General features: G+C 57.9%; 21 protein-coding genes. 9 read left to right on the top strand and 12 right to left on the bottom strand.

Annotation, left to right across the window (positions count from 1 at the left end):
• The first annotated feature begins 222 nt into the window (after positions 1-222).
• From ATY75_RS16540 to ATY75_RS16560, 5 genes are all read left to right on the top strand, one after another.
• Complete coding sequence (locus ATY75_RS16540; RefSeq protein WP_088938408.1) at positions 223-1,647, top strand: O-antigen ligase family protein; 1,425 nt, start codon at positions 223-225, stop codon at positions 1,645-1,647.
• Positions 1,648-1,933: 286 nt separating this feature from the next.
• Entirely contained in the window at positions 1,934-3,145 is a 1,212-nt protein-coding gene (locus tag ATY75_RS16545) for a polysaccharide biosynthesis/export family protein (protein WP_064840354.1), read from the top strand.
• Positions 3,146-3,222: 77 nt separating this feature from the next.
• A complete protein-coding gene (locus ATY75_RS16550) occupies positions 3,223-3,927 on the top strand; it encodes a hypothetical protein (protein ID WP_064841419.1) in 705 nt (234 codons plus the stop codon).
• A gap of 51 nt (positions 3,928-3,978) precedes the next feature.
• On the top strand, positions 3,979-6,255 hold the full coding sequence (locus ATY75_RS16555; protein ID WP_064840353.1) for a polysaccharide biosynthesis tyrosine autokinase: 2,277 nt from the start codon (positions 3,979-3,981) through the stop codon (positions 6,253-6,255).
• Positions 6,255-6,959 (top strand): hypothetical protein, encoded by a 705-nt coding sequence (locus tag ATY75_RS16560; protein WP_088938409.1) that lies wholly within the window; start codon positions 6,255-6,257, stop codon positions 6,957-6,959. Before ATY75_RS16555 ends, ATY75_RS16560 begins: the two co-directional genes overlap by 1 nt.
• A gap of 118 nt (positions 6,960-7,077) precedes the next feature.
• Here the strand turns inward: ATY75_RS16560 and ATY75_RS16565 are convergent, their stop codons facing one another.
• Positions 7,078-7,788 (bottom strand): Ig-like domain-containing protein, encoded by a 711-nt coding sequence (locus tag ATY75_RS16565; protein WP_064840351.1) that lies wholly within the window; start codon positions 7,786-7,788, stop codon positions 7,078-7,080.
• Positions 7,789-8,476: 688 nt separating this feature from the next.
• Here ATY75_RS16565 and ATY75_RS16570 point away from each other — a divergent pair.
• The 4 genes from ATY75_RS16570 to ATY75_RS16585 all read left to right on the top strand — a co-directional run bounded on the left by ATY75_RS16570 (position 8,477) and on the right by ATY75_RS16585 (position 14,526).
• Positions 8,477-10,102 carry a right-handed parallel beta-helix repeat-containing protein gene (locus ATY75_RS16570; RefSeq protein ID WP_088938410.1) on the top strand — a complete coding sequence of 542 codons (1,626 nt, stop codon included), beginning with the start codon at positions 8,477-8,479 and terminating at the stop codon, positions 10,100-10,102.
• A 484-nt stretch (positions 10,103-10,586) separates the two neighbouring features.
• Positions 10,587-12,353, top strand: a complete 1,767-nt coding sequence (locus tag ATY75_RS16575) for a type I secretion system permease/ATPase (RefSeq protein WP_088938411.1) — start codon at positions 10,587-10,589, stop codon at positions 12,351-12,353.
• 15 nt (positions 12,354-12,368) lie between these two features.
• Positions 12,369-13,676 carry an HlyD family type I secretion periplasmic adaptor subunit gene (locus ATY75_RS16580; RefSeq protein ID WP_088938412.1) on the top strand — a complete coding sequence of 436 codons (1,308 nt, stop codon included), beginning with the start codon at positions 12,369-12,371 and terminating at the stop codon, positions 13,674-13,676.
• A 154-nt stretch (positions 13,677-13,830) separates the two neighbouring features.
• A complete protein-coding gene (locus ATY75_RS16585; RefSeq protein ID WP_088938413.1) occupies positions 13,831-14,526 on the top strand; it encodes an SGNH/GDSL hydrolase family protein in 696 nt (231 codons plus the stop codon).
• Positions 14,527-14,563: 37 nt separating this feature from the next.
• Here the strand turns inward: ATY75_RS16585 and ATY75_RS16590 are convergent, their stop codons facing one another.
• From ATY75_RS16590 to ATY75_RS16640, 11 genes are all read right to left on the bottom strand, one after another.
• Positions 14,564-15,040, bottom strand: a complete 477-nt coding sequence (locus ATY75_RS16590) for a glycosyltransferase (RefSeq protein ID WP_064840346.1) — start codon at positions 15,038-15,040, stop codon at positions 14,564-14,566.
• On the bottom strand, positions 15,037-15,495 hold the full coding sequence (locus tag ATY75_RS16595) for a glucuronosyltransferase (RefSeq protein WP_088938414.1): 459 nt from the start codon (positions 15,493-15,495) through the stop codon (positions 15,037-15,039). The genes ATY75_RS16590 and ATY75_RS16595 overlap by 4 nt, the downstream gene beginning before the upstream one ends.
• Positions 15,496-15,704: 209 nt before the next feature.
• Positions 15,705-16,688, bottom strand: a complete 984-nt coding sequence (locus ATY75_RS16600) for a glycosyltransferase family 2 protein (RefSeq protein WP_088938415.1) — start codon at positions 16,686-16,688, stop codon at positions 15,705-15,707.
• The gene (locus ATY75_RS16605; RefSeq protein WP_064840343.1) at positions 16,685-17,569 is read right to left on the bottom strand and encodes a glycosyltransferase family 2 protein; all 885 of its coding nucleotides are present in this window, start codon (positions 17,567-17,569) and stop codon (positions 16,685-16,687) included. Before ATY75_RS16605 ends, ATY75_RS16600 begins: the two co-directional genes overlap by 4 nt.
• A gap of 24 nt (positions 17,570-17,593) precedes the next feature.
• On the bottom strand, positions 17,594-18,538 hold the full coding sequence (locus ATY75_RS16610; RefSeq protein ID WP_088938416.1) for a glycosyltransferase: 945 nt from the start codon (positions 18,536-18,538) through the stop codon (positions 17,594-17,596).
• Between the two features lie 83 nt (positions 18,539-18,621).
• A complete protein-coding gene (locus ATY75_RS16615; RefSeq protein WP_064840341.1) occupies positions 18,622-19,443 on the bottom strand; it encodes a hypothetical protein in 822 nt (273 codons plus the stop codon).
• Positions 19,444-19,454: 11 nt separating this feature from the next.
• The gene (locus ATY75_RS16620; protein WP_088938417.1) at positions 19,455-20,486 is read right to left on the bottom strand and encodes a polysaccharide pyruvyl transferase family protein; all 1,032 of its coding nucleotides are present in this window, start codon (positions 20,484-20,486) and stop codon (positions 19,455-19,457) included.
• Positions 20,487-20,518: 32 nt separating this feature from the next.
• Complete coding sequence (locus ATY75_RS16625) at positions 20,519-22,021, bottom strand: lipopolysaccharide biosynthesis protein (RefSeq protein WP_064840339.1); 1,503 nt, start codon at positions 22,019-22,021, stop codon at positions 20,519-20,521.
• Positions 22,022-22,172: 151 nt separating this feature from the next.
• Complete coding sequence (gene pssM, locus ATY75_RS16630) at positions 22,173-23,075, bottom strand: exopolysaccharide glucosyl ketal-pyruvate-transferase (RefSeq protein WP_088938418.1); 903 nt, start codon at positions 23,073-23,075, stop codon at positions 22,173-22,175.
• Positions 23,072-23,578 (bottom strand): acyltransferase, encoded by a 507-nt coding sequence (locus tag ATY75_RS16635; RefSeq protein WP_088938419.1) that lies wholly within the window; start codon positions 23,576-23,578, stop codon positions 23,072-23,074. The genes pssM and ATY75_RS16635 overlap by 4 nt, the downstream gene beginning before the upstream one ends.
• On the bottom strand, positions 23,578-24,729 hold the full coding sequence (locus tag ATY75_RS16640) for a glycosyltransferase (RefSeq protein ID WP_088938420.1): 1,152 nt from the start codon (positions 24,727-24,729) through the stop codon (positions 23,578-23,580). The genes ATY75_RS16635 and ATY75_RS16640 overlap by 1 nt, the downstream gene beginning before the upstream one ends.
• Between the last annotated feature and the right edge of the window lie 17 nt (positions 24,730-24,746).

The raw sequence follows: 24,746 nt of genomic DNA on the forward strand, positions 1-24,746 counted from the left end.
GCCAAGTATTGGCCGCAGAACGACTGTCCCGTTCCTGCTGCTTGACGGAGCATATCCGGGGCTTGTCTCGATTGGCTTAAGTCTTTCGCGACAATTTTAAACGATGTGAAATTCTGTTGCACTTTAACACGCAAGGCCTTGATATGCAACTTATGTTAGTACGTGCATATTAACCGCTCGGGTTGTAATTCTGCCGGTGCCGCTCGCTGGCGAAGAGATCGAATGTTATCCAACCTCATCAACAGGCAGGTTTTGCGAGAGGCTCTTCTCCTCGCCTTTATCGGCCTCGTTATACTGACGCTCATTCCGTTCGGGAGCGTCACGCCCTTTCCCTTCGCCTTTGCCGCGATCGGAATGTTTACCCTCGGCGCCATTTCGGCATTGCTGTTCGGAGAGCCAAGACAAAGCAGACGGATTTTCAGTGTCGCTCTGTTGATGCTTGTCGTGGTGACAGGCTGGACGTTCATCCAGACCATCGAACTGCCTTCCAACTGGCTGGCAAACCCGGCCTGGAGTGCTGCGCGTGATCTCGCAGGTGTCGAATACGCGGCGATCTCGGTCGAACCGGCCGACACGCTGGCGTCGATCCTCACTGTGGCGCTGCCTTTCGTGACGTTCCTGACTGGGCTTCTCCTATGCGATACCGATCAGCGCGCGAAGAAAGTGCTGGCCCTGCTCGGGCTTTCGGCAGGAATCATCGCTGTGTTCGGCCTGCTGCAGTTTTCATTGTTTCCCAACATCCTGATCGTCGTGGAGAAGCGCGCCTACCTCGACAGCCTGACCGCAGTCTTCGTCAACCGCAATACCGCGGCGACCTTCCTCGGGCTTGGGACGCTGCTGATGCTGACCCTGGTCAGAGACATCGCCCGTTCCTATTCGAACCATCCGCCCGGCGAACCCGGCCGAAACACTCTTCTATTGAAGTCGTGGATGTACATCCTGCTCTTGTGCGCGTGCTTCGCCGCGCTGATGCTGACCCGCTCGCGCGCCGGCATATTCGCGACCTTTATTGCCGCTCTCATTTATTTTCCGTGGCTGGTGATGAATTGGAACGGCTCGCAGCGTTACCCGAAACCAGCACGGGGATGGCGTTCGACGGCGAAGCTTCTCTCGGCGATCGTTTTCGTCGTCGTGCTGCTGACGGTGTTTGCAGGTCAGGCGATTTTGCGCGCGCAAGAGCGGCGGCTCGAGGATGATGATCGGTTCTGCATCCTGCCGGGCATATGGCGTGCCATTTCGGATCACTGGTTGACGGGGAGCGGTCTCGGAACCTTCCGGACAGTATTTCCTGCCTATCGCGATCCTGCCTGCGGGATTTTCGGGATCTTCGACCGGGCGCATAATTTCTATCTCGAAGGATTTCTGGGTCTTGGGATATTGTTTCCGATTGCCGTGATCCTGGCCTTTTTCGTGCTAGCCAGGGTGTTCTGGCACGGGCTCGCCCAAAGGCGGCGTCTCAGGCATTATGTTCTGCTTGGCCTGGCCGCGACGGTTTTGGTCGCCCTTCACGCGGCAGTCGATTTCTCGTTGCAAATACCCGGTTTCGCCGTGTTTTATTCGGCCTTCCTCAGTGCGGTTGTCGCGATAAGTCTGGGGCGCAGCAAAGCAGGGGCTGATGTGGCATATGAGCGGCCGCTCACCCGTTAAAAATTAGACGCATGGATCTATGAAGGTTTTTGGAAAATAGCGATTGTGCAGGTGCGAACTGTTGACTCTGAAACGCAAGAAATTTTATAGCGGGTCTAGCCTTCGGGCTGTTGCGGCGCCAGAAAAGTTGGACTGGGTCGTTTTCGCTTCCTAAGGAGCCCGGCGTTGCCGGCCTGCCACAGTTAGGGGAATGTTAATCGGCTTTCAGTGTTATTGATCGGGGATTGTCTTGTATTTTGTCAGATTGCGGGGCAGTAGCTTCAAGGGCGTCAACACAGGTTATTCTATGGGTTGTTCTCGTATCGTTAGTACACGCGTCGCCATTGTTGTAGCGCTCACCACTATATTGGCAAGCTGCACCTCATTGCCAAGATCCGGTCCCGATCACAAAGATGTTGATCGAGATGCGGCAGTGAAAGTGACAACGAAGGAGCGTCGCGTCGGCATCGACTACGCCCTGATCGATCTCAGCAAGAACGTTCTGCCCTATTTTACCTCTATCCAGCCGACGTCCTTCAAAGGATTTGGCGGTGGTCGCGGCGGGGCGCCTGAAATTCCGCTTGGTTATGGCGACGTCGTTCAGGTTGCAATCTTCGAAGCTCAGTCCGGTGGGTTGTTTATTCCCTCGGACGCCGGCAGCCGACCCGGCAATTACATCAATCTGCCGGAGCAGACCATCGATCGAAACGGAACGATTACAATTCCCTATGCCGGTCGCGTTCCGGCCGCCGGTCGCCTGAAGGAGACCGTGGAGCAGGACGTCGAAGATCGGCTGGCGAGCCGCGCGATCGAGCCGCAGGTGGTTATTACGACCACGAACAGCCGCTCCAGTCAGGTGGCCGTGCTCGGTGACGTCAACAATCCTCAGCGCGTCACGATCAGCCCGGCCGGTGAGCGTGTTCTCGATGTCATTTCCGCCGCCGGCGGTTTGACGACCAACAATATCGAAACGAATGTGACGCTGCAGCGTCGCGGCAAGACGGCAACCGTCGCCTATAATACGCTGTTGAAGAATCCGGCGGAGAATATCTATGTCGCGCCGAATGATACGGTCTCGATCGATCATGAGCGCCGCACCTATCTGACGCTCGGCGCCGCAGGCGTCAGCGGCCGCTTCGATTTCGAAGAGTCTAACCTGACCCTCGGAGAAGCAATCGCCAAGGCGGGCGGCCTGCGCGATGACCGCGCCGATCCGGCGCAGGTCCTGCTCTATCGCCTGGTCCCGAAGAAAACGGTTCAGTCGATGAATGTCGACACGACGAGATTTACGGGTGAGACGGTTCCGGTGATCGTTCGCGCGAACCTTCGCGATCCGGCAACCTTGTTTGCCGTTCAGCAATTCAAGATGGAAGACAAGGATATTATCTATATTTCCAATTCGGACTCTGTTGAATTGGTCAAGTTCCTTGACATCGTAAACTCGGTATCGTCCACTGTTGCCGGCGTGACCGACGATGCGAACGATACTCGCAACGCGGTCCAGGATCTCGGAAATTGATTTAGGGCGGGCCGGCATCGATCGCGAGTGATCGATGCCGACGGCCTATATAGCGGATTTTGATGAAGGACTATGTTATGGCAAGGTCAGCTGTTTATCGTAAGCTTGCATATAGCGGAATTGCCGTTGCGATGTTTGCCGGCATGAATTCAAGCGCTTTTGCGGCGGCTTGCCTGGGTCCGGCAAATCTCACGTCCGTCGATGTGAGCGGATTTACGGCCAACCCCGCCGTTCTGCTCGACATGTCCGACCCATTGATCTTGTCGTCGCGTGTTCGCGCCTTGGTCGGGACCAGCAATGACGCGCTGTCGCCGGTGATTGAGCAGGCCAAGAAGGCCAATGCCGCGCAGATGGCGGCGATCGGCTCGGGTCTCGGACGTGCCGCAAACAGCTGCCAGGTATCGGATCCGCAATTCAAGCTGGCGATCGAAAAGGCCGTCGCCGACGCGGCGAGCGCCGATCCCAACCTTGCGCCGCTGCTCGCAGCCTTTGCAAAGGTCCTAGCCGAAGGCGGAACTGCAGCGCTCGGCCCGGGGGCAGGTGCGACTGCCGCATCCGGCATCGGCAATACGGGGTCGATCGGGCAGACAGGTCCTGGATCGGACGACGGTACGCCCTTTGACGGCGCTGCGACGACTGCCGGTTCGCTGGTTTCGAACGCCGGCGACGGAGATAGTTCGTCCTCGACGACGACAAGGACATTCCTCACCGTCAATGGGGGAGGACAGTCGTCCTCTGACACGACGGGATCGACCAGTCCGAGCACACCCGTCATACAATAGCTGGAATTGCCCGTAGATCTTAGCGCTTGACGCCTTAGTTGGAGATCGAAATTGCTATCGCCAGATAAACTTACGCCGCGTATCGACCCCTCCCGCGATACGGGAAACGAAGCTGACTTCATCGATTTCGATAAGCTCATCGCGATTGCCCGCCGACAGTGGCGGATGGTTGCGGCGTGCGCGTTCGCCTTCGCCATTCTCGGCGTTGTATATGTCCTGACGTCGGTGCCGGTCTACACCGCCGACACAAGCGTGCTGATCGACCGTAGCGATAACCAGGTGATCAACCAGTTGGCGGCTTTCGGCCAGATGGACGATGACGAAGGAACCGTCCTCAGCCAGGTCGAGCTCTTGAAGTCCGACACGATCGCCTATGCCGTCGTCGATAAGTTGAAACTGGTCAACGATCCGGTGTTCAACGCCCAGCGGAGTTCGCTGTTTTCAGTCGCGACACTGAAGTCGCTGGTGAATTTCAAATCATGGTTTGCCGACGACGCGGCAGTCGCGCCCGATCCGGAAATGCTGCGGCGGTACGCCGCGGAAACTGTGGCCGGCAATATCGATGTTGAACGTGTCGGCAAATCCTACGTTCTCGATGTCAGTTATACCTCGCAGTCGCCTGATATGGCGCGTCAGATCGCCGCGGCCATTGCCGACGTCTATCTGGTCGACAAACTCAATTCGAAATACGAGGCGACACGCCGGGCCGGTGAATGGCTGCAGGAGCGTATCGAGGAGCTGCGGCAACAGGCGTTGGATACCGACCTTGCGGTTCAGAAATTCCGTAGCGAGCATGGGCTTGTCGAGGCCGGATCCGGTACGCTGATCAGCGAGCAGCAGCTTTCGGAGATCAACACGCAGTTGATCAATGCCCAGGCCGAGACGGCGAAGGCCGAGGCAAAATATGCGCGCGTCAAATCGATCATCGACGCCAAGCAGACCGATGCGATCGTCACCGACGTGCTCGACAGCTCCATTTCCAACGACCTGCGGAAGAAGTATCTTGAGGCCTCTAAGCTCGAGACCGAAATCGAGGCGCGGCTTGGTCCCGATCACGTCCAGGCGGTTCGGCTTCGTGCGGAGATGGAAGAATATAAGAGACTCATGTTCGATGAGTTGAACCGCATCGCCGAGAGCTATCAAAGCGAGCTGCAGGTTGCACAGTCGCGGGAAAATTCTTTGCGTGACAGCGTCACGAAGGCGACCGGCGTTGCCGCGACGGCCGGCGAAACACAGGTCCAGGTTCGCGAGCTCGAGCGCACGCGCGATACCTACAAGAATCTCTATCAGAGCTTCCTGACACGCTACCAGGAAGCCATTCAGCAGCAGAGCTTCCCGATTACCGCTGCGCGCATCATCACGATGGCGGAGACCCCGACGAAGCCGAGTGCTCCGAAGAGAGCTCTTGTCGTCGCCTTTGCGATGTTCCTCGGATGTGCGGTCGGAAGCGGCATAGGCGCTTTCCGAGAATTCCGGGATCGGTTCTTCCGCACTGGCGACGACGTCAAGGAAGTGCTCGATGTCGAATCGCTCGGCGTCATGCCGCTGGTTGACGATAACGTCGATGATCCGACGCTCGTCGATCCCAGCAATCCGCGAAGCATCGCCAGGGGCAGCAAGACCACGACCTATGTCGAGGAGCACCCGCTCTCGGCGTTTGCCGAGACGCTTCGAAGCGCCAAGATTGCGATCGACCTCAGTGCAGCCGATCAGCGCTGCAAGGTCATCGGCGTGGTGTCGAGCTTGCCGGGCGAGGGCAAGTCGACGACCTCCATCAATTTTGCCAAGCTTCTGGCAATGCAGGGCGCTCGCTGCCTGCTTATCGACGGCGACATGCGCAATCCCGGCGCGACCCGGGCAATCGGCCGCCATGCCGAGGCCGGCTTGCTCGAGGCGATCGTCGATGGCCGCCCGCTCAAGGACCTGATCCTTCTCGATCCGAAAACCAAGCTGGCATTTCTGCCGACGGTTGCGCGGTATCGTGTCCCGCATTCGTCGGAACTGCTTGCATCGCGTGGCATGGATCAGCTTCTTGAAGTGGCGCGTCAAAGCTTCGATTACATTATCGTCGACCTGCCGCCCCTGGCGCCGGTCGTGGATGCGCGCGCCATCAACTCTAAGCTCGATGCGGTGGTTTTCGTTATCGAGTGGGGAAAGACCTCGCGCAAGGTCGTGCAGTCGACGCTGCTGTCAGAGCCGGAACTCTATGCGAAATGCGTCGGCGCTATATTGACCAAGGTCGATCCGTCGCAGATGAAGCTTTACCGGACATTCGGCTCCAGCGAATATTATTATAAGCGTTATTCGCGATACTATACCGAAAGCTGATGTTCGAAAGGCGGGTCGTTTCGGTCACCAGGATCGCTTTCGTTGTCGTCACCGTCGTCTTTGTGGTGCTGGCCGGGCGAGAGCTCTATGCTTCGATCAGAACGGCCAGCATCTCGATCGTCGCCGAGAGGATCGAGCGCGGCGAGACCGTCGCCGATGATGTGGTGACCAGATATGCGTCGCGCAGTGCCGACGTGGTTGACGGACATTATTGCCGATCCGATATCGTCGCCGCCGGTGTGACGCTGGTACTGGCGCAACTCGATCGACAGAATGTCAGTGTCAACTACGATGCCTGGGTTGCTGGCGCATCGAGCGCCCGCAATTATCTGCAATATGCGCTCTCCTGCATGCCGACGAACAGTAATTTTTGGCTCCGTCTCGCCGCTGTTCAGTCGATCATCGCCGAAGAGCCGCTTTCGATTGCGGGAATGATGAAGCGTTCGGTCGCTCTTGCCCCTCACGACGAGTCAATGATTTTGACCCGGTTTTATTTCTGGAACGATTTCACCAATGCAACGCTTTCGGCGGCAAAAACTGCGCTCGATAGCGATCTCGCGACGATGTTGAAACTTGGTGACCGTTGCAGGGTCAACGCCGCCATAAAAGAGATCAGCCCGCAACTCCGCCCCATCTTTGATCGAAGCTGGGCAGGCGCCGGGGACGGTGTGACAGCGCGGTTTCGGCAGCGTTGCGGCAAGTAACCCTCGGCAGATTTCCGAGGACGATCCAGATTCAAGATGGGTCGTATGCAAGGCTTGATAAGCGACAACGCCCGCTGCTGGCGCGGCGGGCGCTGTGGATTGATCGGCTGCTGGACGATCAGACGCTGGCGCCCGAGACGAAATCCGTGCCCGTGATATTGAGCGTCAGAACGCCGGCATCGGTATGACCTTGGCCGTCGGAAATCTTGTAATACTGGATGGTTTCCGTGACGTGATCGCCCGGAGCGATATCTGCCGCCAGATCATAAGTGAATGAGCCATCGGCCTTGACATGGAAGGTGCCGTAGGTCCCGGCGACGTCGGTCGTTGCGCTCGGGTTGCCGTTCACGTTCGTGCCGGCGAACTGACGGAGGAAGAGATGTCCATTATCGCCGGGGATGTCGTTGTCGAGCGCATTGCCGGCGATGGGGCTGCCTTCATTGAAGCTGTAGTGGTCGTCGACGGCGATCGGCTTGACCTGGGTTACGCCCTGAATATTCAGGGTGAACAGGCCGACATCGGTATGACCGCTGCCGTCGGAGATCTTGTACGAGACTTTTTCCTGGAGCAATTCACCATTGGTGAAGTTCACCTTGGCAGCATCGCTCAGAACATAGGTGTAGCTGCCGTCCGGCTTGACGAAAAAGGTGCCGTAGTCGCCTTGGATTTCAGTAATCTGGCTGTTGCCTTGCTTGGCGCCGACGCTCTGCTGGTCGAATGCGCGAAGGAATAGGTGACCGTTGTCAGATGAATCGTTGCTCAGCAGATTTCCCGAGATGACGTCGGTTTCCAGAAATGTGGCTGTATCGTCGGTTGCGTGAATAGCCATTGTTGTCTCTCCTTGAATTGATCTTCGCTGGCCAATTTTAACCTTAGCGACGGGTGCGATTAAGGATATATTAATACAGAGAGTCAAGGCTGAGATTAACGTAAGATGAACATTAGAGTGCCGCGTGTGCAATAATGGCACACATACAATCGTGGTAATTGGAGGAGCCGCCGAAAGATTGTCGCTTTAATAATAAGTGAATACGCATGCGTGTCATACGATTGAGCATATTTCTTCATAATGTAAGAAGTTTTATTCGGAAGCAATCAATAGGAATACAGGATGTCACTTCCACTCAGATGAAATTGTCAAATAATCACATTGGGCTAGCAATGTCTTTTGGTGATTTTGGCGTGTTATCTCGATAGCCTATCTCACATCCTATTAGGTTCATCATTGTCATTTCCATTGTCGGATACGCCGAGGGACAAACTTCACAGTTGTAGCGACATGGTCACGACAATCCGGCGGTTACGGAAAATGGACTGCCATCGAACCGGCATTCTAGTAAAAATACATTGTTGTTGTGCGTTGCAACTTTAACGCCATGAAAAATACCCCGAGGACGAAGAAAGTACGCCCGGCGATCAAGAATATCGACAGATAGAAAGAATTTTAGTGTTTCATTTTAGCTGACGGAGAGAGAGGCGCGCTTAGAAGATTTCCATTAGCTGGGGGAGATCAAAGCATGACCATCTACTACGTGAATTCAGCGACAGGGTCCGACCACAACAACGGAACCACGGAGAGCTCGGCTTTCGCGACCTTGTCAGCGGTCGAATCCTTGAGGCTGAACCCCGGCGACAGTGTGCTGCTTGCCGCCGGCAGCGTGTTTAATGAACAATTCGACTTGAAATACTCCGGAAGCGTCACGGCTCCGATCACCATTGGCAGCTACGGTCTCGGTGACGCGCCGGTCATTCACAGCAGCAATGACGGCATCCATGGTTCCAAGGCTTCGAATATCGTTATCGAGAATATCAAGATCGCCGATACTGGAGCGAACGCGATATATGCAGGGAATGTCTCCAACTGGGTCGTGCGCAATGTCGAGGTGACGAATACCGGCCTGGCCGGAAAGCCCGGATCTGTCAGCTTCCAAAGCAGCCAGAACATCACCATCGAAAACAGCAGGCTGACCGGTGTCCATTCCGACGGTATTTGGATGGACAAGGTCAACGGCGTCACCCTGATCAACAACACCGTCACCAACAGCCAGGGCAGCGCGGCGGACGCCATTCAGCTCAACGACAGCCGCAACATTCTCGTCAAGGACAATCATCTGGAGCAAACGCAAACCAATAGCGCCAAGGGCGTCCTCGTGCTGATCCGCGCTCAGGATGCGCTGGTCGAGGGCAACACGCTCGTCGGCGGCGGTTTCGGGTTGAGCGCACAGGCGGGCAGCAATATCGCCATCCACGACAACAACATCTCGGGATATGGCGGCTACAGCTGGTCCTACGGCATCGGCCTGGGCGACCAGGGCGACGCGAAGAACTACGACATTAGCGGAAATTATATTCATGACGGGGTGTATGGGGTTTTGGTCAGCGCCGCTGGCAATCCGCTTTATGTTCGCGAGAATATCGATGTTCATGACAATGTCTTTGACGACCTGTCGTCTTCGGCGCTTAAGGTCGACCGGCCTGCATCGGGCTCTTTCTATGACAATATTATCGACAGCGATGTATCGACCCTGACGATGCCGGCGATAATCGCTGCGCAAAACACGTTCTTTGTCGGCGACAACAAGACATTCGAGCAAGCGCAGGCCGAACTCGACAGCGCCGCCGGCGGCACGAGTGGCGATACGTCACCGAGCCACGAGCAGACGCCTGCCGTACCGGTCATCGAACATCCCGCGGAAATCCCGGCGCAGCCGCAGATAGCCTCCCCGGCGCCGACGACCGAAACGCCGGTCGCAACCGTGCCCACAGCCGCGGCGCCGAAAATTGTCGCCGTCCGTGACAACTTGAAGATTTCGGCCGATACCGGCAGCGCATATCATGGAAACCTTCTCGACAATGACAGTGCTGCCAACGGACATGTGCTGCTCCGCCGCTTTGGCGACAGCGCCGTGGATAAGTACGGGCTGACGGTCACCGGGAAATATGGTGTCATCCATATCGAGAGTGATGGCGATTACACCTACACCGTGGACGCGGCGAAACTCGCCGGTCTCAGCGGGAACGTCAGCGAATCCTTCCAGTACAAAATTTCCGACGGCGCTTCGCACATCGACACGGACTCGCTGGGCATCTACATCAATGTCGATGCATTTCATTCCAGCCACGCCTCGCACCTGTTGGTGTGAGGCAAGCCGATGCTGAGACAGCGTCAGTCGGAGGGCTTCTTCAGGCTGACGTTGCCTGACTTCCAATGTTGATGAATGCTGCAGGCTGTGGAAAGCGGAGATGGCGGATGACAAATATGTCCGCCCGGTCATAATCAGAACAAACTATAGACTGAATTTATAGTTAATGCCCCAGTAAATCTCGCGTCGGTGTGCGTGTCATGTTCATCGCTTTGAGCCGTTATTGGGCGGTTCGTGGTTTTCACTTGCTTAGGCCGGTATAGTTAGCGTAGCGTTAAGCTAGAGCCCCTGAAATCGCTCGCTATAAATAGGAATTTTCGGTCATTTTTCAGTGGGATTCATGTAATAGGCTTTGGTCTGTCAGCGGCACCGGATCTCGATGATCCCAAGCAGCTGTGTCATTGTTCGGGCTTGATAGACCGGTAGCTGCGATGTACGCAGGCTTATTTACCTGTATGCGATGCGGTAGGAGAGGATTTAATTCGTGTTTCAGAGTTCAGCGACTGATGCCAGTGAGCCGTCCAAAGCCTTGCGAAAGTGCAAGGGGGGGCTCATCTTCATTGGCATAGCAAGCGCGCTTATCAATATTCTCTATCTTACCAGCTCGTTTTTCATGCTTGAGGTGTATGACCGAGTCATCCCCAGCAAAAGCATACCGACGCTGGCTGCGTTGGCGATACTTGCGCTCGCTCTTTACGCCTTTCAGGGCGCCTTTGAAGTTCTCCGCAGCAGAATGCTGGTGCGCGTTGCCGGTGCTCTCGACGAGATGGTGAATGGACGCGTATTCCGGGCGCTCATCAAGGCGCCGCTGAAGGTCAAAATCGGCGGCGACGGGCTTCAGCCGTTGCGCGACTTCGACCAGATAAGAACCTTCCTGTCCGGCATGGGCCCGACGGCGATGTTCGATCTGCCCTGGCTTCCCTTCTATATCGTGATCTGCTTCCTGTTTCATCCGGCGATCGGATATATCGCGATCGGTGGATCGCTGGTTCTCGCCATCCTGACGTTCCTGACCAACCAGGGGACGCGGACGCTATCAAAACAGCAATCCGAAGCCGCCAATATGCGCAATGCCTTTGCGCAGACCTCGATCCGCAACTCCGAGGTCATTCACGCAATGGGCATGGCAGGCACCATGGCTGAAATCTGGGACCGCAAGAACGGCGAATACCGGCTCATCACTCGGCAGGCCTCGGATGTCGGGAACGGATATGCCACCCTGTCGAAGATATTCCGTATTGCCCTGCAGTCGGGAACGCTGGCGACCGGCGCGATCCTGGTCATCCAAGGACAGGCCTCCTCAGGCATTATCATCGCGGGCTCGATCCTGACGTCTCGCGCTCTGGCGCCTGTGGAAGCAGCAATCGGAAATTGGCGCGGTTTCGTTTCCGCCCAGCAAAGCTGGGCACGGCTTGCGAACCTGTTGAAAACCATTCCGGAAATTCCCGCTCCGCTCGCGCTGGCACCGCCTTCCAAGCAGGTTACGGTCGAGGGGCTGGCAAGCGGGCCGCCGGCGGGTCAACGCCTGGTCATTTCCGATGTCAGCTTCGGGCTGAGAGCGGGTAGCGCCCTCGGGGTCATCGGTTACAGCGCCTCGGGCAAGTCGTCCTTGGCGCGGGCGATGATGGGCATCTGGCCGACCGCCCGGGGATCCATTCGCCTCGATGGCGCGGCACTCGACCAGTGGGATGGCGACGCGCTTGGCCGGCATATCGGCTATCTCCCGCAGGACGTGGAATTGTTCTCAGGAACCGTCGCCCAGAATATCTGCCGTTTCGCCAAGGACATGTCGCCCGAGGCGGTGGTTGCCGCGGCGCGGGCGGCGCGTGTTCACGATCTCATTCTTCGCCTGCCGAACGGTTACGAAACCGAAATCGGGGAAGGGGGGGCCGCGCTTTCGGCCGGCCAGAGACAGCGTATCGCGCTTGCAAGAGCGCTCTACGGCGAGCCCTTCCTCGTCGTGCTCGACGAGCCGAATTCCAATCTCGACGAAGAGGGCGAGCGGGCGCTGAGTGCCGCGATCATGAGCGTGCGCGCACGCGGCGGCATCGTCGTCGTCATCGCGCATCGCTCCGGGGTTCTGGCGGTCTGCGACTTCGTGCTGATGATGCAGGACGGCCGGATGATCGCATTCGGTCCGAAGGAGGAAGTTCTGGCACGGGTCAGCCGGCCGGAAGCGGCGCGTACGCCTATTGCCGAGCGCGTGGCTCAGCTCAAAGTCGTTGTCGACGGCATAAATGCGGCTGAATAGGCCGGAGGTAAGATTGTGAGTAAGGTCATCAGTGAATCGAAACGCTCCCTCAATCGCCATGTCGCCATTGTCGGTGCCTTGGCGATAGCTCTCGTTTGCGGCATCGGCGGTTGGGCGGCAACGACGGAGCTCTCGAGCGCTGTCATCGGCGAAGGCGTTGTCGTCGTCAACGGCGATGTCAAGAAGATCCAGCACCTGACCGGTGGTATCGTGTCGAAACTGCTGGTCTCCGAAAATGACCATGTGACGGCTGGACAAGTCCTGATACGGCTTGATGGCACGACGACAAAGGCACAGCTCTCGATCGTCGAGAGTACGCTCGCTCAGCTTTATGCGCGCCGTGCCCGCCTGAAGGCCGAACGGATCGACGCCGAGACATTCGATGTCCAGGAAAACATCAGCGACCTGACGTCCAGCACCGCGGCGCGGGATCTGCTCGACGGCGAGACGAAGCTGTTCGACAGCCGCAGATCGGCGCTGATCGGGATGAAAAGCCAGCTGGCGTCGCGCAAGGATCAACTGGCCGAGCAGATCAAGGGGTTGGTCGTTCAGATCGACGCGACCCATGATTCTCTAGGCCTGATCGAACAGGAACTCGAGGGTGTCGATACGCTATACAAGAAGGGGCTGGTGACGCTGCAGCGTTTGAATTCGCTCAAGCGCGCCCGCGCCGACCTTCAGGGCAACAGCGGCCAGGAAATCGCTGCAAAGGCGGAGGCCGAAGGCAAGGCGATCGAGATCGATCGCCAGTCGATCCAGCTGGACGAGGATCGCCGTTCGGAGATCGCCAAGGAACTGACCGACGTTGAGGCGAAGATCGCCGAGAATGAAGAGCGCCGCGGAACTGCGCTCGATCAACTCCGCCGTCTCGACATTACCGCGCCGCTCAGCGGGCGCGTGCACGAGCTTTCCATTCACACGGTCAATGGCGTCGTCAATCCGGGTGAGACTTTGATGCTCGTCGTTCCGGAAAATGAAGATCTGACAGTTGAGGCGAGAGTCGCCACGCGCGATATCGACCAGCTTCACGTCAGCCAGTCCGTCGATGTGCGTTTCAGCGCTTTCGATCAGCGCACGACGCCCGATGTGCGCGGCGAGATCACTTCGATCGCGCCTGATATCGTCAAGGATGAGCGGACGGGCATCAGCTACTATCCCGTTCGCGTCAAGCCGGAGGCTGAAAGCATCGCCAAGCTGAAGTCGATAAAGCTCTATCCCGGCATGCCGGCTGAAGTCTTTATCAAGATCGCCGACAGGACCGTTATCTCCTATCTCACGAAGCCGCTGACCGATCAGATGCAGCACGTCTTCCGTGAGGAGTGATGGCGCGGCTGTGCCGCGTCACCATCGGCATGAGACGGCATCTTCATGAAATTGTCTCAAGCCTGCTGCAGCTTGGGTTAAGAAGGGCAGGCATGCCCTTCGAGGCCGAGTCCTGACGCGTGACCTATCGGTTCCGTCGAGATATGATTTCTCCATGATAAGTTTGCGGCTTCGGCGAGCAGCGCCGATTGAGAGACGATCGGCCTATGGATGGCTTCTGCTTTTGGCGTGTCTGGTGATGCTGTCGCTCCCTCAAACCGGTCATGCCGGGAATGCGCCGCCGTTGAAAATAGTAGCGTTCGGAACATCTTTGACGGCCCGGGGAGGGTGGCAGCCTGCTCTTGAGACAGGGCTTGCCGCCTGCCTGCAGCGGCCGGTGAAAATCGAAAGCGTTGCAAAAAGTGGCGAGACGTCGCTATGGGCTCTTACCCAGCTCGATCGCGTCGTTGCCGAGCAGCCGGATATCGTTCTGGTCGAGTTTTACGCCAACGACGCAGCATTACAGCGGTTCGTGTCGCTTGCGCAAAGCCGGAAGGATATCGGCGACATCCTCGATCAGCTTCGGCAGCGTCTGCCACAGGCGCGGATCATCGTCATGGCGATGAATCCGTTTTCGGGACTGCGCGGCCTGATCCGCCCCTTTGTCGGCAGCTACATCTCGGGCCATCAGGCGGAGGCACAGAAACGCGGTCTGGAGTTTGTCGATCACCGGCCGAACTGGCAGCGCCTGACGCCGGCGGCGCTGGCCGCGGCCATTCCGGATGGCGCCCATCCTTTGCCTGAGATTGCCGCCAAGATCATCGTGCCGGAACTTGTCAAACATATTGCCCGCGGCATTTGCAAAGAATGACAGATCTCTGCTTTGCCGATGGCGTCCGCGGGGCGCTTCAACCTGCCGCGAGATAACCTTTCAGATAATTGACCAGCGACGCCCGGCCGACCTCGGAGGCGTCTTCATGGGATGGGCTGTCCAGGTCCTGGAGGAGGTAATCCTTGAGTTCGTCATCGGTATTGGCGACATAGATGCCCGGCCGGCCGACGAGCTGGCTGACCGTCGCAAGCTGATGATCGTTTCGGTGCTCGCCGAGGGCTGCCTGGCGCGGCACGAGAATGATCGGTTTCCCGAAACGCTTTGCCGTCAGCACCGTGCCGATCCCCGCATGAGAGACGATGACAGTCGCATCGCGAAAGACCCTGTCGAAGTCCGCCGGTTCGATGTTCTTGATCCATTTCATGTTCTGCGGCGTGTAGGTGCCCTTGCCGATCTGCGCCAGAACCGGCTTGCTCAGGTCCTTTGCGAAGGTGTCGACGGCCTTGACGAGGCGATCAAACGGGAGCTGCGTTCCGACGGTGACAAGGATCAAAGGACAGCTCCTGCATAATGGGGGCCGTCCGGCCGCGACAGATGTTGCCATTGCGTGAGCCAGAGCGAGGCGATACGGCCGGCCAATTTTCCCGATAGGGACAGCTTTTCGACATTGGCGACGCTGTCGATCCAGATCGTCCGCTTGCCCGTCAATTTACCGGCCAGCAGGCAAAAAAGTCCGGGCGCGGCGCCGGTTGAGATGATGACGTCGGGCCTGTGTCTGAGAACGATAGAGAAGGCGCTGAAAAAGCATCGGATCGACATGGTAATCGAGTCGCGGCTGCAATCGGGAAGGACCAGCCCGTCGCGAATGTCGTATTTGGCCAGCAGGCCGGGGATGGTCGTGGCAAAAATGATGTCGCAGCCCTCGAACGCGCTGCGCATGGCCATCAGCTGCTCCCAATGGCCGCCTCCTGACGAGGCGGCGAGAACCTTTAATTTTTTCTCAGTCATAGACAGGCATCTCCTATATTTGACCGATGATGAGAGTGAAAAACCGTTCAGTCCGAACAGCGCTCGTGTCAAGATAGTTCCGCCGGACTGTACCATTTTTGGCCGGGCTGGTCGAAGCCCCGAAGTTGGTGGACGGCCAATCACATAGGATGTGTGCGTTTGGAACATAGGAAGCGTTGGAGCTCATCCGAACCTGCCCGCACATAATATCAGACAGCGGCATTGGGTTTATATTCCTGGTATGCATGTCCAAGGATCCCGTTAACCATGCCGGCGCCGCGCAGAACATGGGTAAGCGCCCGCATGCCCCAGTAAGGTGAAATCAGGATCGCCGGCAGCATGACCAATCCGAGCACGACCCTGGTGGCGCCATAGGCAGCGCGGTAGACCCGGCGCTTGAGGTTGCCATGCAGAACCTCGCTGACTGCGAAGGTATTGCCGAGCCGGTATTGTCTTTGCAACACCCATTTCCAGGTCATCCGGTTCGCCGGAACGATGTCATGGACAAGGGCCTTGTCGGCCCAGAAAATCTTCATGCCGCGGCGGATGGCCTGATTGAAGAAAAGATAGTCCGTGCCGCCGGTGAAGCGCATCTTCTCCTCAAAACGAAGATTCCATGCACGGATCAGCGGATAGTCGAACATGACGTTGTTCGAAGCCGCATAACCGATGCGCTGGCCGTCGATGTTCTTCTTGCGCTCGAATACCCTGGCCTTGATGAAATATTCCGGCGGGTTTTCGGGATAGACCGGCTGGACGGGCCCGTAGACGCAATCGGCGCGGTTTTTCTCGCGGGTTTCCAGCATGGCGTCCAGCCAGCCGTCGACCGGCCATTCGTCATCGTCGAGAAAGCAGAACAGGTCGGTGCCGGGAGGCGCCGAATCCAGCGCGCGGTTGCGCGCAAAGGGGATGCCCTGGTTTTGCTCGACGACGTAGATCAGGTCGTAGGCGCGTGTCTGGCCAAAGCTCTCCACCGTTGCCTTTGCGCTGCCGGCCGCATCATTATCCACGATCACCATGGTGAGATGATAGGGCCGGGCCGGGTGCCGGATCTGGCGCGTCATGACGTCAAGCAGCTTGGCGATCCCGTCCAGCCGCCGGTAGGTCAGCACGCCGACGGCGATCTTCAACGGCGCAGCGCCTGCCTGATCGGTGCCGACGGATGAATGCGGGAAAGTTTCCTGCTGGTTCATGACTGTCCTCTCCGCAGCATATTTCCCAAGCGCTTGCGTGCCGCCATCAGGGCCACCTCGGTTGCGGCAGCATCGCCGAACGGACCACCGGTCACCGTGTTGCGCGCTTCGCTCCTGAGCTTCAGCAGCGATGTCGTCTCGGCAATGCCGCCGGCCACCAGGCTCTTGCCGAGCGCCTGCAGCCCATCATATCGGCGCGCCAATTCCAGTCCTGTCGCGATCATGATCCGCGGGCGCAGTGTCTTGGCCCTGCTTGTGCCGGTGTAGCGGTTCGACGCATGAATGCGTTGAAAGGTCAGCGGTGTTTCGACAATGGCGCCACGGCCAAGAAAGGCGGCGGCGAACTTGATGTAGTTGTCGCTGAGAACGACATCCGTTGCGACCGACATCGGCAATATCTGAGACAGCAGGCTGCGGCGGAAGCTCAGGCCGGAAGTGGGAACCGGGAGCGACGGAAAGCCGCCTTTACGCAGCGTGTCACGCTTGTCGAACAACGTCACCTGCAATTCTGCGGCAGGCTGGTCGCTTTCATCGGTCGTGATGCGGTCGAAACACCAGTCGATCTCGTTGCGATCGTAGATCTCGGCAATCCGCGCGAGTTTGCCGTGCAGAAACGCGTCGTCGGCATCGAGGAGAAAGAGGATGTCGCCGCTTGCGGCCGCAAAACCCGCATTGAAGCTCGAGGCCTGGCCGCCGTTTTCCTTCAATACCGGTCGAATCCGCTCGCCATAGGAGGCAAGGATCTCCCTGGAATCATCGGTGGAGCCATCGTCGACGACGATCACTTCGAAGTCGGGATAGGCCTGCGACAGAACGCTGTCGATGCATGGGCGCAGGAACTGTCCATAATTGAAATTGTTGATCAGCACCGAGAGTTTCAAATTGCCGTCTCCTGGATCAATCGATCACCGCGCCAGCGTCTGAGGCGCGTATCGGCGAATTCCGGCACGATATCCACGCATGTAGTAATATTTCCAGATAGCCCAGAAGCGCTTCTTGGACTGCGGCAGGAGATAAAGCGTGGCAGCCCGGAATGCCCATTGCGCGCTTTCGATCCAGGTCGGAAGCGGAACTCCGCTTAATCTCACTCCTCCTGGCACCTCGTCGGGAAAGAGCGCCGGCATGCCATAGCCTAGACGCTCGCCTCGTTTCTGCACCCAATCCTCGGTGACGCTTGATGCAGGAATCCAGTGATAAACCACGGCTTCGGCGCATCGATAGGATTTGGCGCCGTTTGCTGCCAGACGGATGATGATCTCCGCATCTTCCCCCATGGCAAATATCTTGCCCGGAAGAGGACCGATATCTTCCCGGTAGCGCACGCTGGCTCCCAGCAGTTCCCGGCGAATGATGGTATTGGGGCCCCAGACTTTTGTCGGGTCACACGGCCCGCTTTGCGTTTCATCGACGATCGCAAAGGTGGATCCCATCGGAATCCACTCGATGAAGCGGTCCTTTGGCTCCTTTTCCCAATCGGGGACGATTCTGCCTCCGAAGACGCCATAAGCTGGATGGGCGATGGCGCAGTCGACGATGGCTTTCAACCAGTTCGGTTCGGCGCGTATATCGTCATCGGTAAAGACGACGAGATCGCCCTTCACCCGATCCAGAGCCATATTCAGCGCCCCGGACTTTCCCGGCTTGCGCTGCTGCAGGATCGTGATGGGGAGCTTGTCGCTATATGACGTCAAAAGATCGAACGTGTCGTCATTGCTGTTGTTGTCGACAGCAACCAGTTCCCACCGATCATGGGGAAGCTCCTGGCGCACCAAGGAATCCAAAGTATGGCGCAGCCGGCGGCTGGCGCCATTATAGGATGAAAAGAGTACGCTGACGAAAAGATCCGACATCAGTGACCAACCCTATTGGTGGAGTCGAAAGAGAAAAGCCTCATATTTTGACTGCCTGTGCGATATTTGAACGGGATCGGCGCTTATGCGGGGTTCGACCGCGTCTTGCCGAAAAACTCGCGCCTGTGACCTTGGCCGAGTATCCTCAGCTTGCGAAGGTTGCGCAACCACCGCCGCGGTTTGGTAAGCACGCCGCGGTTCAGGAAATATTGCCGCAGCAGGCTTGGCGCCTGACTGTGCGATCCGCCATGGGCAACCCGATAGACCGCCCCGCGAAAGGGAAGTTTCGTCAGCGGCGCTCCACGTTGGGACAGGATGTTCGCGATGCGGACGTGGCTGCCCAGCATCGACTTGATCCAGTCGAGCGAAGCATCCTCGAAGCGACCGGGGAGTTCGTAGAGATCGGCACGAATGATCAACGAGGTGCCGCAGAGATGGCTGAAATCATCGTGGCCGAACAGGAAATTGCCGCCATCGTCCCAGATATAGCCGTGGTCGATCGTCCACCCATTCGCGTCTCGATTTTCGGATGCGTGCTGCACGATCCGCGAACTGACGAAGTCATCGTCGTCGACAATCATGAAGAAGCGGCTATCGGCGGCGGTCAACATGCCGCTCAGGACGCGCCGACCCTTGTCTGCCCGGAAGGCGTCGAGGAAGTCTTCCTTGCTGCCCTTTCCGAGTTCATGCAGGTCGTTCGGCGGAAAAGTCACGCGCACGGCAGAAAATTTTTCCGGCAGATCAGGCAGGTCGGCGCCTTCGTTCGCCACGATGATGCCGCGCCAATCTCCATTGGTCTGGTTGGAAATCGAGGCCACGGTCTGGCTGAGATTCGCCTTCAGCTTGCTCCAGTCGCGGGCATTGTCCTGATGTCGGACCGGTATGATGAAGGTAACGAGTGGCATCGAATAACCCCTTAAGCCCGCAAGCTCACAGCTTCCTTGTTATCGACACGCCCTTTGGCTGCCTGGTGACGCGCCCACTCGATCCCGTCGTCGAGCGAGGTTGCCTTGTATGAAAGTTCCGTCCCGCCGGAGAACGCATTCATGAAGCGGCGGATCTTTCCATAGCTGTTGTCCAGCACGGCATGCGGACGGCCGAGCAGCAGCGAGCAGATATGGACGTGCAGGCGGTCGGTCACGATGGCGCGGGCACGTGAAATCTGGCTGATGCCGCGTTCGAAGCGGTTATGCGCAGCCGCGTCCAGCCTGCGCAATGCGACTTCGCTGGGCTTCAATGCCAGATAGGCCGAAGCTACGCCAAGCTTTTTGGCGATATTCACCTTCCGTTTCGACTCTGTGATCCAGTCTTCCACAGGAATGTCGGAAGGGAGGTTGCGATCGGTGCCGCCAACCCGTTCCGCATCCTCCCGCAGCATGGCGAGGACGGGAATTTGCGTCGCCCTTTCCGGAAGCGCGCCGATGGCGAAAGCCATATCGGGGCACAGCCGCACCGTGCAGTCGAAATGTTTCTCGGAAAATTCCTTCGATTCTTCGTCGCGCACGAGCAGCACGAAATTTTTGTGGCGCCCGATTGCCCGTTTGGACTGTTCGATGCGCTCAGGCGAGCTGTAGTGGATCGACTGTGGGAACTGGACGATCTGCCGATCGGGGAAGCGCTCCATGATCATCTCGCGGAAATCCTGATGGGCAACCCAGATATCGCCGAAATTGCCGCCGCCGTGAATGAAGATCGGGCCTGTGGGAACGCGCCGTTTCAGTTCCTCCACGGAGAAGTCGTAGAGCCTGGAAACATAGTCCGGGCGCTTGCCGAAGCGATTCTTGAGATAGGCCATCTCACCCAGCCAGATCGCCGAGTCGCCACAATTGCGGATGTCGGGGAAGTCGAGAATCGCGAGCGGCTCGTCGCGCGAGACATAGTCCTTCAGGCAATCATGGATCATGCCGTTGAGTTTTGAGATCAGCTCAGATCTGGATAGGCTGGTCATTCTGCCTCACTTTTTAAGGTTCGTTTTTAGCTTTAAGCCGACTTGGGAACGGCAATACGCTTGGCTTTTGACAGGAACTTGACGGCGATACGCTGAACTTCGGTTTCCGGGCCATTTGGCTTCTTCATTGCGAGCCAAAGGACAAAGCTGGAACCGATATAGAGAATACCGCCGGTGACGACGAGGATGGCGAGGTGCAAGGCCAGCGCCAGCTTGTCGGTGGGGGTGTTCAGGACATGCGACAATCCCCAGACACCGGCGGCCATCAGGGCGACGCTCGCAAGCGCGCGGAAATTTGCCGCGAGCTGCTGGAAGAACGGCAGATTGATCAGGCGCTTGACGAGAAGCATGTTGACCACGGTGGAAATCAGGCCCGTCAGCACGCGCGCATAAACCACGCCGGGAAGCCCGGCCATCATCAGGCCGGCGATAATGATGGGAATGCGAACCACCAGCATCTGCGTGTCGCGGATGAACAGCATCTTGGTATGGCCCTTGGCCATGCCGAGCGGTTGGACGAGCGAGCCGAGCGTCTGCAGGGCGAAGACCGATGCAAGCGCCTGGACGATGAAGATCGCAGGCGCCCACTTCTCTCCCAAGGCAAGCCGCATCATCGGATCCGCCACGACAGCCATGCCGATTCCCGCCGGCAGCGCCACTGCCGCCAGCAGCGCCTGCGCGCGCTGATAGGCGGCAACCAGCCGGACCGGATCGTTGCGGACCTTGGAAAAGCCCGGATAAATCGTCTGGTTCAACGGCGCCGTCGCCTCGCGCGTCGGCAGCGTCGAAAGAGTGTTGCCGACGGTGTAGTGACCAAGCTGTGTGGCGCCGAGCATCTTGCCGATCAGCAGATACTCGATCCGCCAGTTCAGCGTATTGACGATCTGTCCGGCCGTCAGCCACACCGAGAAGGAAAACAATTCCCGGGCATGGCGGAATGTTATGCGCGGCCAGAACGGCAAGACGGTGTAAGACACGATGATATTGGTTACCTGATAGGCAAGCGTGCCGATCACGAGCGCCCAATAGCTCTGGTAAATCGCGGCAATTGCCACCGTCACGATGAAGCCGACCAGCTTTTGCGAGACGTTCAGGACGAATTCCTGCCAGAAAATCAGATCGCGCTGGAGCATGACGCGGCGCGGATTGGCGAGACCACTCAGCAGCAGGCTGAAACTCAGGGCAAGCATCACGCTCGTCAAACGAGGTTCATTGTAAAACTCGGCGATCGGATAGGACGCGGCGGCAAACAGAATCGCCAAGATGGCGCTTCTCGTCACGCTCAATGTCCAGACCGCGCTGAAGTGAGTTTCGCTCGGAGATTCATGTCGGATGAGGGCCTGATTGAGCGAAAGCTCGGTGACCGAACTCAAGATGACCTGGATCGTCGTTGCAATGGCGACGAGACCAAAATCAGCCGGTACCAGATACCAGGCCAGAACAAAGGTGCTGAGCGCCGAAAGCCCGTTGACGATGGCGCGGGACAGACTCAGCCACATGCTGCCCTGAATCAGTCGGTCGGTCACACTGCTCATGGGCGAACCGCTCCCGAGCTGGAGGACATCGACCACTTGAGCGGGCCGCATGCCAATCCAAGGTGCTTCTGGCCCTCGCGAGCGCAGAGGGTATCGATGGAGTTGGAAAGCATCATGCCTTATTGCCTCGTCACGAAACCGGTTTGCGACCTTAAAGGACGCTTGCCGTTTTCTTGGAATAATCTTGCTTCAGCCGGTTCAGTTCGACCAGCATTCTCTCGTGTGCTCTTACGATAGAATCATCTGTGCTGAGCTGGCCGGGCTTCTGCGCCACCCGCTGCAATGTCTTGACCGTCGATCCGAAGACATAATTTCCGGTCAGCTGCCGGATGCGGCGATGACGGAACGTGATGTTCTTCAACAGGGTGGTATTTTTCCGCACCAGCGAGGCTCCGACCTCGACGAGGTTCGACGGGCCGATCGGATCGAAATCGATCTCCAGATCGAGCGCACTCGCCCAATCATACCACTTGGCGCGATTGCCGGGCGCGATCGGCCGGATTGCCCGCCACGGAACGCGCAGCGCATCCGATATGATGCAGCCATGCATCGCCTCGGAGACGACCTTATGCGACGCGCTGATTTCGGTCAGAACCTTTTCCACCGACCAGCGGGGATCGATATAATGGATGCCGGCAAGATCGCAGACCTTATCCCAGCTGCCGTACATGGCGCTTTCGTAGTGCGGCATGAAGGAGACGGGATAACGCTTCTCGATGCTTTTGGCATCCCAGCAGCTGCGCGTCAGAATGCCCGAATCGCCGATCGCGTAGCTCGGATCGATGCCGAGGACCTCGGCGGTCTTCTTTCCGCGGACGAAATAGAATGTCCAGTTGCCGTCGACTTTCGGCGGGTTGGTGTAACCGCCATAACCTGAACCGAAGACGATCTTCTGCATGTTCGGATCGAAATTGTCGTAGAGGATCGAACCGATGCCGAGAAAGAGCTGGCCTTCGTCATCGTCGAAGAAGCCGGGCAGCAGCCGCTCCCAGAGCCAATGGTTGAGTTCGTCGCCAAAATTCTCGTGTTTCCCGCGGTAGGCAAACATCTTCATCGTGCTTCTCCAGTCGGCAAGTGCGTGACGATCTGCGAGACCGTTTCGTCTTCGCGTGCCATGCGTCCGTAACGCGAAATGATCTTGATGTCGCTGCGGATGATCTTTGCCGGATTGCCCGCCACGAGCGAGCGCGGCGGAACGCTCCTGGTCACCACCGAGCCGGAGCCGATGACGCATTCGTCGCCGATTTCAACGCCGGGCAGAATGATGCTGCGGGCGCCGATGAAGCAGCGTTTGCCGATTCGCGTGTGAAGGTAGAGCCCGCGCGTCAGATCATGCGTCAGGATCGCCGCCTCAAAGGCGACATAGGTTTCCGCGCCGATATGAAGGCCTTTCGGATTGGTCTTGTCGAACCGGACGCTTAGGGAAAAGCTCGCCGTCGGGTCGATGTCCATTCCCCAGAATTTTGTATAGTAAAGCCATTTGGCCTTCACGATTCCGTCCCGCAGCGGCCGAAATACGTTCAGTCCCCACTTCGGCTTCTTTCCTGTCTGCACCATCAAGTCCGACCCCGGCTGGAAAATTCGTCTAGCACGGAACTGTAATAGTCCTCGAGCATCCCCGTCTGACGACGTAAGTCGAAACGCTCGGCCACCAGAAGCGGTGCCCGCGCGCTGAAGGTTGTCCACAGGGCCTGGTCGTTGAGCAGCCTTCCGACTGCTTCGGCCATTCCCGCGACATCCCGCTCCTCCACGAGATAACCAGTTTTCCCCTCTTCGATCGCTTCGCCCACGCCTCCCGAACGGAATGCGACGACCGGAGTACCGACGGCTTCGGCCTCCAAATTGGCGAGGCCGAATGCTTCGGCGTGACCATTGTCGAGGGTCACGCTGCCATGAAGATAAAGTTCCGCACTGGCGAGCAGATCCCTTATCTCAGTCTGCGACAGATTTTCATGGATCGTGACGCTTGGCAAGGAACGACGCGCCAGCGCCTCGATTTCCTCTTTCAGCGGTCCCTGACCCACCATGACGAATTCGACCGGCGTGCCGGTCGTCGCCACGCGCGACAGCGCGTCGATCATGAAGCGGTGGCCCTTATAGTCGACGAAACGGGCAATGGAAACCACCAGGCCCTTTTTTCGAGGGCGCGGCTCCATTTTGAAGAGATCGAGATCGATGCCGATATGGTGGCGATAGACGCGGTCGGCGCGAAATCCGAGCGCCAGCAGCCGGTCGCGGATGAAATCGGAAACGGCGATGTTCCAGCTGTTCCAGCCGGCCATCTCCCGGCGGCCCTTGGCGAAGAAGCGCACCTGATTGAAGCCGCCAGGCTTTTTCGGATCGCCGCCATAAGTGGCGTCGAAGCCGTGGAATGTGGTGACCAGCGGCTTGCCGGCGGCGCGTGCCAAGGGCCCGATGACATAACCGTTCTTGCCGAAATGGGCGTGAACAAGATCGGCACCGCCGATCGCCGGAAAGAGAAAGGGAAGGCCGATCTGGGGGATTTTCAGAAGCAGTTCACCGGCGCGTGCAACGGGAGACCGACGGATGTCATGAACCGGAACAGTGGATTTTTTGGTGTGGGCGGAAGAAATTCGCGAACCGGCAAGAATTTCAGCTTCGAAGGAACGAAATGCCACCGCCTGGTTGAGAACAAATGCCTGGCTGGCAGGCAAAAACTTTTCCACGTAAATAACGGCTTTTCTCATGAATCTGTCGACGTCTC

Origin of the sequence: Rhizobium sp. N122 (assembly GCF_002211295.1) — a bacterium.
Taxonomy (GTDB): domain Bacteria; phylum Pseudomonadota; class Alphaproteobacteria; order Rhizobiales; family Rhizobiaceae; genus Rhizobium.

What these genes read in the sequence shown, in the direction of transcription:
- ATY75_RS16600 (WP_088938415.1), bottom strand. Translation starts at nt 16,688, where the DNA reads ATGAACCAGCAGGAAACTTTCCCGCATTCATCCGTCGGCACCGATCAG.
- ATY75_RS16610 (WP_088938416.1), bottom strand. Translation starts at nt 18,538, where the DNA reads ATGTCGGATCTTTTCGTCAGCGTACTCTTTTCATCCTATAATGGCGCC.
- ATY75_RS16585 (WP_088938413.1), top strand. Translation starts at nt 13,831, where the DNA reads ATGATAAGTTTGCGGCTTCGGCGAGCAGCGCCGATTGAGAGACGATCG.
- ATY75_RS16540 (WP_088938408.1), top strand. Translation starts at nt 223, where the DNA reads ATGTTATCCAACCTCATCAACAGGCAGGTTTTGCGAGAGGCTCTTCTC.
- ATY75_RS16625 (WP_064840339.1), bottom strand. Translation starts at nt 22,021, where the DNA reads ATGAGCAGTGTGACCGACCGACTGATTCAGGGCAGCATGTGGCTGAGT.
- ATY75_RS16570 (WP_088938410.1), top strand. Translation starts at nt 8,477, where the DNA reads ATGACCATCTACTACGTGAATTCAGCGACAGGGTCCGACCACAACAAC.
- ATY75_RS16545 (WP_064840354.1), top strand. Translation starts at nt 1,934, where the DNA reads ATGGGTTGTTCTCGTATCGTTAGTACACGCGTCGCCATTGTTGTAGCG.
- ATY75_RS16550 (WP_064841419.1), top strand. Translation starts at nt 3,223, where the DNA reads ATGGCAAGGTCAGCTGTTTATCGTAAGCTTGCATATAGCGGAATTGCC.
- ATY75_RS16615 (WP_064840341.1), bottom strand. Translation starts at nt 19,443, where the DNA reads ATGCCACTCGTTACCTTCATCATACCGGTCCGACATCAGGACAATGCC.
- ATY75_RS16565 (WP_064840351.1), bottom strand. Translation starts at nt 7,788, where the DNA reads ATGGCTATTCACGCAACCGACGATACAGCCACATTTCTGGAAACCGAC.
- ATY75_RS16635 (WP_088938419.1), bottom strand. Translation starts at nt 23,578, where the DNA reads ATGGTGCAGACAGGAAAGAAGCCGAAGTGGGGACTGAACGTATTTCGG.
- ATY75_RS16560 (WP_088938409.1), top strand. Translation starts at nt 6,255, where the DNA reads ATGTTCGAAAGGCGGGTCGTTTCGGTCACCAGGATCGCTTTCGTTGTC.
- ATY75_RS16640 (WP_088938420.1), bottom strand. Translation starts at nt 24,729, where the DNA reads ATGAGAAAAGCCGTTATTTACGTGGAAAAGTTTTTGCCTGCCAGCCAG.
- pssM (WP_088938418.1), bottom strand. Translation starts at nt 23,075, where the DNA reads ATGAAGATGTTTGCCTACCGCGGGAAACACGAGAATTTTGGCGACGAA.
- ATY75_RS16595 (WP_088938414.1), bottom strand. Translation starts at nt 15,495, where the DNA reads ATGACTGAGAAAAAATTAAAGGTTCTCGCCGCCTCGTCAGGAGGCGGC.
- ATY75_RS16620 (WP_088938417.1), bottom strand. Translation starts at nt 20,486, where the DNA reads ATGACCAGCCTATCCAGATCTGAGCTGATCTCAAAACTCAACGGCATG.